This window comes from Marinicellulosiphila megalodicopiae (assembly GCF_045862395.1).
Classification (GTDB): Bacteria; Pseudomonadota; Gammaproteobacteria; order Pseudomonadales; family Natronospirillaceae; genus Marinicellulosiphila; species Marinicellulosiphila megalodicopiae.
This window is the reverse complement of the sequence record NZ_AP023087.1, coordinates 3,946,614-3,958,678: the sequence shown is the minus strand read 5'-3', so window position 1 is coordinate 3,958,678 and position 12,065 is coordinate 3,946,614. Positions and strand designations below refer to the sequence as shown.

Sequence of the window (12,065 nt, the reverse complement as noted above, 5' to 3'; positions counted from 1 at the left end):
TTTATGGAAAATAAAATGACAAAAAATAAGAATATCCTATTTTTTTTACTATTTATCTCGATGAAATCCTTTTCCTTTGAAAATCAATCACCAGAAAAAGACCAATATTTATCGGGTTTAATCGAGCCAATGTTTTTTATCAATTACGATCAAGTATTAGATTGGGGCGCTTCGGTTGTTTTTGTGCCTATTTTATTTGAAGAGGATTTTGGATTTGAGCCTTTAGCTGAAATGGGTCTTTCAAAAAAAGGGTTAAGTGCTGGGTTAGGTGGTCGCTTAGGTTTTAAAGAGAACGGTTATTCGTTTACTTTATACTCAATGGCAAATATGACGAATATTTGGTCAGAAAATAAGTATCATGACTTGGAATTAGGTTGGCATTTTAATCCGAAATTGGGATTGGATTTTACTTGTTTTAATCTTGAGGCGAATCAATTAATTAATGATGAGTTTAAAACCGATACTTATTTTTCAGTTAAATTTAGAATTACTGAAACATGTGCGCAAGCATTAAGTTTGTTTTTGGGTGGATTTTAAACGAATTAATATGACAATAATAAACCAGTCCTCCCAGTGTTTGAAAATGAAGAAGATCGATTTATGAGTTGAATTCAAAAAATCGATCTTTAGAGAATACACATTTTATGTATGATCAAGAAATAAAAATTACTGCACACAAACCACCACAACTGCACTGTATGCTTTCCAATAAATAGGAATCACATAAGAGCGAGTGCCTGCAGGAAGGTGCATTTGGTCAGGTGTGCCATTTATGGATAATGGAACGGATATCATAAATTCAGATCCAAATGCACGTCGTGCATTGCCTGAAATGGTATTGGCTACTTCGCCCACTAAATCTAATAAATTATGCTCACTTGTATCTTTTTCGCCAATTTTTAATAATAAATGTTTTAACAAAATAACCGGTGAGCTGAAATATACGCAGCCTTTTTTTGGTCCGCTGATGCCAATTACACCAGTTAAATCAAAAGAAGTCGCATTTTGGTTTTCCATTAAATAAGGCGTGCCTACATCTATGTGATCAATATTTAATTGTTTGAAAAAGTGTAAAACACCGTCGACGAATACTTGTATTTGCGTTTCATCCATTTTTTATGGCTCCAAAATTTCTTGTAAAGAATATTGTAATTGTTCTTCGGTAAATGGTTTGCACAAAAAACCCTGTGCGCCTTTTTGTAATGCTTCTATGCCTGTTGCTTTATCACTTAATGCTGAAATTACTAATATTTTAATATCGGCATTTACACTTATTATTTTTTCAATACATTCAATGCCGTCCATTTCAGGCATCGTCAAATCCATAGTTATAATGTCTGGTTGAAAGTGTGCAAACATTTCTAATGCGTGAGATCCGTTAACTGCAGTACCAACTAATTCGAATTTATCCTTATCGATGATTCTTTCAATGCGTTTACGAATGATATTTGAATCATCAACGACTAATAATTTTTTCATGAAACCGCCTCTAATAAATGGTTTGATTGTTCTGGCTGGCTAGTAAAATATGGAAGAGTAATAGTAAATTTTGTACCTAATCCTCGTTTGTTTTGTAATTTAATTTTTCCGTTATTTGAAATGATTGAAGTTTTAACAATATCCATTCCAATCCCTTGTCCAGCTAATTCATTTGCTTGGTCAGTAGTGGATAAACCTGGTTCAAAAATAAGAGACACAATTCTGCGTGAATCCATAGATTCTAGTTTTTCTTTGGTTAATAGATTGTTTTCTATTGCTCGTGTTTTAACTTTTTCAACATCAATACCTGCACCATCATCTTGATAAGTCAGTTCTAATGTTTTGTTATCGATCAAGCTTAGGTGGCAATCTATACGAGCAACAAGTGGTTTTTGCGAAAGTTCTCGATCGTGGGTGGTTTCAATTCCATGAGCAAAAGTATTGCGTATAAGTTGGATGATAATGCTGCTGATTAACTTTTGTGTGTCGTAATTTAAGCTGATTTCATCTAGTCCGCTGCTTGCTAATATGCATGGTTTTTGAGTTTGGGAGCTTAAATCATTGCTATATTCTCTAAATTTATTATTAATTTTTAAACTTGTAGTATTGGTGTTTGATTTTTCTTGAGTCATTTTTACGAGTTTTGGTACGAATTCGCTGATGGATTTTGTGTATTGCATTAATGCATTAAGCTTTACTGCAAGGGCTAAAAAGTCATTGCCTGATAAAATTGGATTGTGACTTAGTAATTTTAATTCCGTTTCAAAATCATGAGCCATTTTAGAAAATTTGTGTAAGTTTAAAGATTGTGCTTCCCCTTTAAAATTATGGATGATTCTAAAAATTTGTTCAGCTTTCAATTTTAACGAGCTCACACTTGAATCTTGAGCCTTTAATAGATCATTGATTTTGTTAAAGCTTACAAAAGCATCATCAATAAACTCTTTTACTAAATCACTGTTTGTATGAATGATGCTCGAGAACATTTCTAGCTGTTCATTTTCTTGTTCGCGTAACTGTTCAAGGGTTTTTTCTAATAGAATTTTATCAGTAATGTCTGATACTGTGACAAGAATATGTTGGATTTTATTGTGTTTATAAACCCGTGAAAAATCAAATGACAAGAATTTATTACTGTACACTGATTGTTTATTTTCAATATTTACTTCAATCAAATTTAATGGATTTAAATCGCGAATTAATTTTTCTTTGATTTTAGGGTTGAATAAAATATTAACAAACCCTTCGGTGGTTTCAATTTCTTTGCGCGAGACCATATTGGAAATTAGATCCGAGAAATTTTTACCTGATATTTCATTTAATTCTAAAATATCAATCAATTGTTTTGAGTATTGGCTGCCAATTTCTAATTTATGATCTATTAAAAATAAGCCTTCTTTTACTGTGTCTAAAATTTCAGTGGTTTCTTGTCTAGCAGCTTCTACAATTTCATCAGACTCACGCAGCTGTCTTACAAAGTGAAATAAGATAATAAAAAAGTTTAAAATCGCTAAGCTGATCCCGACTGTTTGAATGATTCTTAGCTTTATTGCTTGATTGGACGCGGTTTGTTCTAAGTCAACGGTTAACGTATTCATTAATCCTAAAATATTTAAATTGTCCGTTTTAGCAAATGCAATGGCCATTGGAAGTAAATCGTAATTGACAGTGTCGTTATCAACACTGCGAAGAATCGATTTATAGAATGGCGTCCATAATATTTTTGCTTCATTAATCGATTGCTGTGAAACCCTAGTTTTAACCGCAGATAAATTAATTGACTGTCCATCTGTATTAATTGTTTCTCCTCCCTCACTGAATGCTGTTAATGTTTTATCAAATAAACTAACGGTAGTTAATAATTCATTTTGCACAGTTTTGATGCGCTGTTCATCACCTTTGATGCTTTGTAGCTCATATAAACTTTTTGCGGTTTTTTGGGATAACATCCTTTGGCGACCTGCAATGTTAACAGCCTGTGCGTCATCGGAAATGGAAAACGATAGGTAGAAATTTAATATTAAAACGGACGCATCTAGCATAATAAATAGCGCCACTGAAATTAATATCCCTTTGTATTTACCTATATTAAAAGGTTTTTTATTCATATTGATCTCTTAATTTTTCCCAAAAAAAAGCGCCCATAATTTTTCAATCTATTGAAAAATTAAATGAGCGCCATTGCTAAAATTGATTTTTTTTGCATCGCCGTTGATGCATTACATAGGAGGGCTAGCAGTTTTGATGCCATTTCTATAAAAACTAGTTAAAAGGGTTTATCGAGGCTTGTTTTTAATTGATAATGGGAACAATAAATTATAAATAAGTGAGTAGTGCATTGAAATATCTAGGACTGTTGTTTTTACTGATTATATCTAATATGGGTTATGCGATTAACGATATAACACAAGGCGTGGTTGAGAAATCTATAAATAGATCCATAGTATTAAAGATGAACAAAGAGTTTAGTGATCATGACTTCGAAAAAAGCCAAACTAAGGCTGCGCTTGTTTTGTTTGAATCAATGGCTAAGTTTGATGGATTTGAATTAAGCGAATTTGATGAAATATTAACAGGACAACTTGAAAAATTCGAAAGATTGATGGATGTAAGCTATGACATGTTCGGTACTCAATCAGCATGGAAATCCGATAAACATTTAACTAATTTAAAAGCCATTCACAATTTGATGGATTCATTGGTTTTCTGGAGTAGCTCTGAAGAAATTTCCATGAAAGCGAGAACATTGAGAAATATATACACGATAGCCAAATTTGAAACAGCCAATGCGATATTCACCAAAATTGTTGAATCTAGAAAATTACATATGGATTTAGAATTTTTTATTGATCGAATGGATGTTAAATTTGAATGTGATGTGTTTATGAATTACCCAAATGCGTCCGTTGACGCTTTTTTTACAACAATATTTAAATATGATGGGCAGTTAAATGATTCCAATTTAGCTTCGTTAATTGATGCACCCTTTAATTGCCCTGTGAGTGGATTAAGTAATTTAGATTACACTCTTGATGGTTTTTTAAATACTTATGATGCATTAAAAGGCAAGAATATTGAACAGTTGTTTAAGGATAACTACAAAGTGTCAGCAGTTCAGAAAATACATAATACAAATGTCGATAAAATTGATATTTCATTTGTTGAATACGATTATAAAAGCGAATTACTTAAATTAGAAAATAGCGAAGATTCTAATGAAAAGTTGTTATATGCATTAATTTTACATGTGTTTGATAGGCAAGGTAATGAAAAAGAAATATCAAATTTATTAGAGAGTTTAAAGGACGATTTACAAGGCAGTTATTATGTAAGTGACTTTGAACCTAGTTCATATGATGGGTCGGACAATGTAATGATTCAATTTTTAAGACATTATTCGCAAAATGGATTAGGCGGCGCAACTTTTTTTGAAATACCCTGTGCAATAATTATTGAAAACCCTAATTTATTATCAGCATTAGATGGTTATTATGGAAGTCAAAGAGATAATTTTTTACCGCGTAGTGATTGTCGAATTAATGATTATCCGTTACCTGCATCAATCGATAATTTTTTAAATGTGATTGATATTCCGAGTCAAAATTGGCTGGATAATCACCAAGGTACTATGCGTTTTTATCATTATCGAAAACAATCAAATGAGGCTTTAGTTAGACACGTTTTTCCTCGATTGCTTAAAGAAAAATCAGAAAATGAAATATTACCCTTTGAAACATGGTCTTTTGTAAATTTAGAAAATCGAAAAGTATTTGATCTGATACAAGAAAGTTACCAAACTGCTAAGCATGATTTAACGAAACACTATCAAAAATATTTTTCAATGTCTTTTGTTGAAGCGCAAAAAGCAAGTATTTCAGCGTTAGCGACTTCTTTAGAAATTGGGCATTGGGGCAAGCCACCGCGTGATGGATTACGCTATAAGATTCTAGAAAATTATAGTTTTAATGACATTCAAAAGGAAATTAATAATGTTTCTGATTTAAATGAATTAGTGCCAAGTCAATTAAAGATGGAATATTACGCAGGTGCATGGGCAATGATTGGTGATCCTGATCCACTTATTATGATGGCTGTGAAAAGTCCTGATATTTTGATGTTATTATTACAAAAACAAAATTCATATCAGCATCAAAAAAATACGAATTGGGACGTAATTAATCGAAGTAATCCTCAAACTGATGTTAATGCTAAAAACGATATTGGGAAAAATGCATTACACGCTGCAGTTCAGCTAAATCAATTAGAATCAGCAAAAATATTGGTTGATGCGGGTATAGATGTCGATGCAATCGTTTCAGATCGTGACTTAATGCATAACAATCGAACAGTTGCGATGTATGCAGCTGCAAATGGCGATTTAAATATGCTCAAATATTTAAAAGATCAAGGTATTGATTTTACAATTAAAGATAGTAAAGGTTTTGGTGTATTTTCGTATTTGATGGGTGTTGGTGTGTTGGAAATGAATCCACATTTAACTTTAGAGAATTTAAATGATTACGTCAGTATATTACAGGCGGATAAAGTGAATTATGGTAATAATATACTACCTAGGTTTGATTGCGAAAAAGCGAGTAATTATTCTGAAAAGCTCGCCTGTGATTCTTCTTTTATTGCCGCATTGGATCGAATGTTGTTGCTTGAATATAAGCAAAAAATAATTTTTGCAACGGATCCGAAAACTCTAAAACAAAAACAAATCATTTGGGTGAAATTGAAAAATGCATGCAAAGATGAGTTGTGTGTAAAAAATGCGTATCAATCTCGATTGAAAGAATTGAATTAAAATCATCTATAAAACGCTATAAATGGGTGTTAACTCACCCATATTATCGGCTGTTTTTCAATGTTTATGGGCTTTGATTGCTTTAGCCTATTTTATCAAAATCCTCCTCATCCCATCATTAAAAAATCACATAGAGAATTTTCTTAAAAACAAGTATCATTGCGCGCAATTTTTTACCCCTAATTGAGACGATATGAAAACAAGTGAGATACGCCGCAAATTTTTGGATTTTTTCGTTCAAAATGAACATCAAGAGGTTTCCTCTAGTTCGTTAGTGCCGGGCAATGATCCGACTTTATTGTTCACCAACGCAGGTATGGTGCCGTTTAAGGATGTGTTCTTAGGCGACGAACAGCGTAATTATACTCGTGCTACAAGTTCGCAACGTTGTGTGCGAGCAGGGGGTAAACATAACGATTTAGAAAACGTGGGGTATACCGCACGCCACCACACTTTCTTTGAAATGTTGGGTAACTTCAGTTTTGGCGATTATTTCAAGCGTGAGGCGATTCGTTTTGCTTGGACTTTTCTGACTGAAGAGTTAAATCTGCCCAAAGAAAAATTGTGGATCACTGTATTTTTAGACGATGACGAAGCGGCTGACATATGGATCAATGAAATTGGTATTGATCCCGCGCGTTTGTCTCGTTTAGGCGAAAAAGACAACTTCTGGTCAATGGGTGATACCGGTCCTTGCGGTCCTTGTTCTGAGATCTTTTATGATCATGGCGAGCATGTTCCAGGTGGACCTCCAGGAAGCGAAGGCGAAGATTTAGATCGTTATATCGAAATCTGGAATATTGTATTTATGCAGTTTAACCAAGATGCGAATGGTGTGCGTACGCCGCTTCCTAAGCCTTCGGTTGATACGGGTATGGGCGTTGAACGTATTGCTGCGATTATGCAGGGCGTTCACAGCAACTACGAAATTGATATTTTCCAACACTTAATTAAAGCTGCGGCCACTTTATGTGGATCAACGGATTTAGAGAATAAATCATTGCGTGTGATTGCGGATCATATTCGTTCTTGTTCATTTTTGATCACCGATGGGGTGGTGCCTTCAAATGAAGGTCGTGGTTATGTGTTACGCCGTATTATTCGTCGTGCCGTGCGTCATGGTAATAAATTAGGCGTTCAAGGGGCTTTCTTTAATCAGTTAGTGTCTGCTTTAGGCGAAGTGATGGGCGATGCTTATCCTGAGTTAATTGAATTAAAAGCACATATCGAAAAAGTATTATTACTTGAAGAAGAGCAGTTTGCTAAAACTCTTGTAAATGGTATGAAAATTTTAGAAGGCGCGATTGAGTCTTTAGAGGGCGATATCATCGATGGCGAGACCGTATTTAAGTTATACGATACTTACGGCTTTCCATTAGATTTAACAGCGGATATTGCCCGTGAGCGTGATTTAAATATTGATGAAGCAGGCTTTGATGTTGCGATGCAAAAGCAAAAAGAAACGGCAAAGGCGGCAGGTAAATTTTCTGCGGTGTCTTCACAAAAATTAGACATTGCTGGCGCAACTGAATTTACAGGCTATGACGGGTTATCGAATCAAGCATTGGTAACGGGTTTAGCGGTAGACGGTGAGTTAGTTGAGAAACTAAACGAAGGTCAGTCTGGTGTGATTGTGTTAGACCAAACGGCATTTTATGCTGAGTCTGGTGGTCAAGCAGGCGACAAAGGTCAGATCATTTCTAAATCTTCAGTATTTGAAGTGGAAGACTGTATCAAACAAGGCGAATTGCATTTGCACTTTGGTCAAGTGGTGAGCGGCGAATTTAATGCCTCAGATCGTGTGAACTGTAATGTGTATTCATCTAAACGCCAAGCAACGGCTTTGCATCACAGTGCCACGCATTTATTACATGCTGCACTGCGTAAAGTGTTGGGCGCACATGTTCAACAAAAAGGCTCGTTAGTGAATGAGCATCGTTTGCGTTTTGACTTCTCTCATTTAGAGGCTATTACACCAGAAGAGCTTCAAAAAATTGAAGACATGGTTAACGAACAAGTTTTAGCCAATACTGAAATCAGCACTCAGATAATGGACATTGAAGCGGCAAAAGAATCTGGCGCAATGGCATTATTTGGTGAGAAGTATGCCGATGACGTTCGTGTATTAAACATGGGTGTGAATGACTTCTCTGTTGAGCTTTGTGGTGGTATTCACGCAAAACGCACCGGTGATATTGGTTTGATCAGTATTATCAGTGAAAGCGGTATTGCAGCAGGTGTGCGTCGTTTAGAAGCGGTTGCAGGTAAAGCGGCAATGAAGAAAGTTCAGCGCAGCGAGGCGGATTTATCTAAAATCGCATCAATATTTAAAGCATCAAACGAAGAGGCCTTGAATAAAGTTGAACAGTCACAAGCTAAACAGAAACAACTAGAAAAAGAAATTGAACGCTTAAAATCAAAATTAGCTTCAAGTGCGGGCTCCGATATGGCGTCACAGGCTGAAAAAGTAGGCGGTGTGTCTATCTTGTTAGCAAAAGTTGAAGGTATTGATTCTAAGGCATTACGTGAGCTTGTAGACCAACTTAAAAATAAGTTGGGTAAATCTTGCGTAGTGGTGGCTTCTGTTATGGCAGAAGACAAAATCCAAATTTGTGCCGGTGTGAGTAAAGATCTTATCGGGCAAGTAAAAGCGGGTGAATTGGTTAATCAAGTAGCAACTAAAGTGGGTGGCAAAGGCGGCGGAAAGCCAGATCTAGCGATGGCTGGTGGCAGTAATGTCGAAGCTTTATCAAACGCATTAGAAGATGCTAAATCTTGGTTAGTGCAAACATTATCATAAGACGTAGAAAATAATTATGGCATTACTTGTACAAAAATACGGTGGCACCTCAGTAGGCACCGTTGAAAGAATTAAAGGCGTAGCTGAGAAAGTAAAAGCATTTCGCGAACAAGGCAATGATATGGTCATTGTTGTTTCGGCCATGAGTGGTGAAACAAATCGCATGTTGGAATTAGCAAACTCGGTGTCAAAATCACCAAGTCCTAGAGAAATGGATGTTTTGCTAACAACTGGCGAGCAAACCACAATTGCATTGTTGAGTATGGCGTTAAATGAAGCGGGTTGTCCTGCGGTATCTTATACCGGTGCGCAGGTGCGAATTTTAACAGATAGTGCATTTGGTAAAGCACGTATCCGTGAAATCGATGAAAGCAACATTAAAGCCGAATTGGCTGCTGGCAAAGTAGTAATTGTTGCTGGTTTCCAAGGCATTGATGAGCAAGGCAATATAACAACATTAGGTCGTGGTGGGTCTGACACAACCGGTGTTGCATTGGCAGCTGCTTTAAAAGCAGACGAATGCCAAATCTATACCGATGTTGATGGTGTATATACTACGGATCCAAGGGTTGTTGCTAAGGCTCGACGCATGGACAAAATTACATTTGAAGAAATGCTAGAAATGGCGTCTTTAGGTTCAAAAGTTTTGCAAATTCGCGCCGTTGAATTTGCAGGTAAATATAATGTGCCACTTCGTGTGTTGCATAGTGTTCAAGAAGGTCCAGGCACCTTAATTACTGTAGAGGATGATTCTCAAATGGAACAACCGATTATTTCTGGTATTGCATTCAATCGTGACGAAGCTAAATTAACTGTTTTAGGTGTACCTGATATTCCAGGTGTTGCATCGCGCATTTTAGGCCCTATAAGCGCAATTAACGTTGAAGTAGATATGATTGTACAAAACGTTGCTCAAGATAATACGACCGATTTTACATTTACTGTGAATCGTACCGAATATGAAAAAGCGAAAAAAGCATTAGAGCAAGTTGCAAATGAATTAGGTGCTCGTGAAGTTGTTGGTGATAGCAAAATAGCTAAAGTATCAATCGTTGGTGTAGGTATGCGTTCTCACGCAGGCGTAGCAAGCAAAATGTTTGATACGTTAGCAAAAGAGTCGATTAATATCCAAATGATTTCAACATCAGAAATTAAGATCTCTGTTGTTGTGGATGAAAAATACTTGGAATTGGCAGTTCGTGCGCTTCATACAGCATTTGATTTGGATGTTGAGGAATAATAGCTACCTAGTTGTTGTTTGCTTGGTTGCTGTATAGCTTGTTGCATAGTTTGTTGCATGACTATGAGCCGAAAAAACCATAAAAAAGTTGCGTTTTGAGAGCGAATAACCGATTATTCGCGCCTCAATTTGATTAATTGGTCGCTTAAGTACTGACTGGTCCTCGGTACTTACATTTAATAATCAAAAATTGTGTACTTTGGAAAATTATATCTATGCTTAGGCAATATCGTTGAATTCCTTTTATGGAAGTCGCGTGTTGTATCAACGATAGATATCGACAATTTTAGGTAATAGGAGTCTATAAAATGTTAATTTTAACTCGCCGTGTTGGTGAAACCTTAATGATTGGTGATGAAGTCACCGTTACTGTTTTGGGTGTAAAAGGCAATCAAGTACGTATTGGTGTTAATGCGCCAAAAGACGTTGCTGTACATCGTGAAGAAATCTATCAGCGCATTCAGCGTGAAATGGATGATGAAGAAGAAACATTCGGAAATTTCTAAATGTTTCGTTGGAGCGCAAAATAATTCCAGAAAATTGCATAACTCTTTCATTTAATTAAAGTTTTTGCTTTTCATTTGAAAAAAATCTGGTAGTATATGCGCCCTGTTGGAGAGTTGGCCGAGTGGCTGAAGGCGCACCCCTGCTAAGGGTGTATAGGAGAAATCTTATCGAGGGTTCGAATCCCTCACTCTCCGCCATTTTAATATGGCAGGCAGATGTAAAAATATTTGTGCACCCGTAGCTCAGCTGGATAGAGTACCTGGCTACGAACCAGGCGGTCACACGTTCGAATCGTGTCGGGTGTACCATTTTTTACAAAGAAAAGAGAAAGTTTAATGTGCACCCGTAGCTCAGCTGGATAGAGTACCTGGCTACGAACCAGGCGGTCACACGTTCGAATCGTGTCGGGTGTACCATTTTTCTTCCTTCTCTTAATTAATTTCAGCGTCCTGTTGAAATTGTAAAACCTCAAAAAATATAAACTTCCCTATAAAAAACAATGCAATTGTTATTTTATTGTCTGTGACTTTAGGTGTCATTTTTTGTTATTTATTTTTACAAATCTTGTTGTTGCCCACTTTTAAAGTTTCTCGATTTTTTCGATGTTATTATTTAAAAAAACGATATTTTTTTATAGTTGCTTATTAGTTGCTTATTAGTTGCTTATTGCGGTTTTTTTAAATCTAATTGCATGAATAAACTTAATGGATCTTCGTTGTAATCACCAAATGGTCCAACATTTTTATAACCCAGGGCGCGATAAAGCCCAATGGCTTCTGGTTGTTTTATGCCTGTCTCTAATTTCGAAGTGAAAATATTTTGGGAAAGTAAATAATCATGTAAGGCAAACATGATTTTTTTAGATAACCCTAATCCACGAAATTCCTCTAAAACATATACTCTTTTTATTTCTGCATAATGATTATCAGCGTTAGATTCGTTATTGAACATTTTAACTGCACCCGTTCCAGCTAATGTTGAATCAATAAAACAACCAAGTAACATCATATTATTTTTTTGAAAAGCCTCAATCGGCTCCATGTGATTACTTTCTGCTGGATACAAATCTGCCATCAATTGATCGGATTTTTCTAAAATATTGGCAAGTTCTGCATGGTCGTATTGAATGGGTTTGATGATCATAATTTACGTCTAAAGTTGATTAATAATAGTGTCATCCTAAAACAAAATAAATCATGAGGGCAAATCCAATTTCGCAAAATGCTTTTGTT

Annotated in this window: 9 protein-coding genes and 3 tRNA genes; 8 read left to right on the top strand and 4 right to left on the bottom strand. The window is 35.6% G+C overall.

Features of this window, described 5'->3' with window-relative positions; all coding sequences use genetic code 11:
- The first annotated feature begins 15 nt into the window (after window positions 1-15).
- Window positions 16-537, top strand: coding sequence for a hypothetical protein (locus tag TYM08_RS17050; protein ID WP_422380353.1), 522 nt, complete (start codon window positions 16-18; stop codon window positions 535-537).
- Between the two features lie 129 nt (window positions 538-666).
- On the opposite strand, the gene TYM08_RS17045 is transcribed toward TYM08_RS17050, so the two are convergent.
- Genes TYM08_RS17045 through TYM08_RS17035 form a run of 3 tightly spaced genes read right to left on the bottom strand, consistent with a single transcriptional unit; the run spans window position 667 to window position 3,587 of the window.
- Complete coding sequence (locus tag TYM08_RS17045; RefSeq protein ID WP_422380352.1) at window positions 667-1,113, bottom strand: chemotaxis protein CheX; 447 nt, start codon at window positions 1,111-1,113, stop codon at window positions 667-669.
- Between the two features lie 3 nt (window positions 1,114-1,116).
- Complete coding sequence (locus TYM08_RS17040) at window positions 1,117-1,479, bottom strand: response regulator (RefSeq protein WP_422380351.1); 363 nt, start codon at window positions 1,477-1,479, stop codon at window positions 1,117-1,119.
- Window positions 1,476-3,587, bottom strand: coding sequence for an ATP-binding protein (locus tag TYM08_RS17035; protein ID WP_422380350.1), 2,112 nt, complete (start codon window positions 3,585-3,587; stop codon window positions 1,476-1,478). Before TYM08_RS17035 ends, TYM08_RS17040 begins: the two co-directional genes overlap by 4 nt.
- Before the next feature lie 344 nt (window positions 3,588-3,931).
- Here TYM08_RS17035 and TYM08_RS17030 point away from each other — a divergent pair, with 344 nt between their 5' ends.
- From TYM08_RS17030 to TYM08_RS17000, 7 genes are all read left to right on the top strand, one after another.
- Complete coding sequence (locus tag TYM08_RS17030; RefSeq protein WP_422380349.1) at window positions 3,932-6,286, top strand: ankyrin repeat domain-containing protein; 2,355 nt, start codon at window positions 3,932-3,934, stop codon at window positions 6,284-6,286.
- Between the two features lie 193 nt (window positions 6,287-6,479).
- On the top strand, window positions 6,480-9,086 hold the full coding sequence (gene alaS, locus TYM08_RS17025; protein WP_422380348.1) for an alanine--tRNA ligase: 2,607 nt from the start codon (window positions 6,480-6,482) through the stop codon (window positions 9,084-9,086).
- Window positions 9,087-9,102: 16 nt separating this feature from the next.
- Entirely contained in the window at window positions 9,103-10,326 is a 1,224-nt protein-coding gene (locus tag TYM08_RS17020) for an aspartate kinase (protein WP_422380347.1), read from the top strand.
- Window positions 10,327-10,634: 308 nt separating this feature from the next.
- Entirely contained in the window at window positions 10,635-10,832 is a 198-nt protein-coding gene (csrA, locus tag TYM08_RS17015; protein WP_422380346.1) for a carbon storage regulator CsrA, read from the top strand.
- Window positions 10,833-10,940: 108 nt separating this feature from the next.
- Window positions 10,941-11,030: transfer RNA gene (locus TYM08_RS17010), tRNA-Ser, on the top strand.
- A 34-nt stretch (window positions 11,031-11,064) separates the two neighbouring features.
- A tRNA-Arg gene (locus TYM08_RS17005) sits at window positions 11,065-11,141 on the top strand.
- 31 nt (window positions 11,142-11,172) lie between these two features.
- Window positions 11,173-11,249: transfer RNA gene (locus TYM08_RS17000), tRNA-Arg, on the top strand.
- Between the two features lie 247 nt (window positions 11,250-11,496).
- Here the strand turns inward: TYM08_RS17000 and TYM08_RS16995 are convergent.
- On the bottom strand, window positions 11,497-11,976 hold the full coding sequence (locus tag TYM08_RS16995) for a GNAT family N-acetyltransferase (protein WP_422380345.1): 480 nt from the start codon (window positions 11,974-11,976) through the stop codon (window positions 11,497-11,499).
- Window positions 11,977-12,065: the final 89 nt, after the last annotated feature.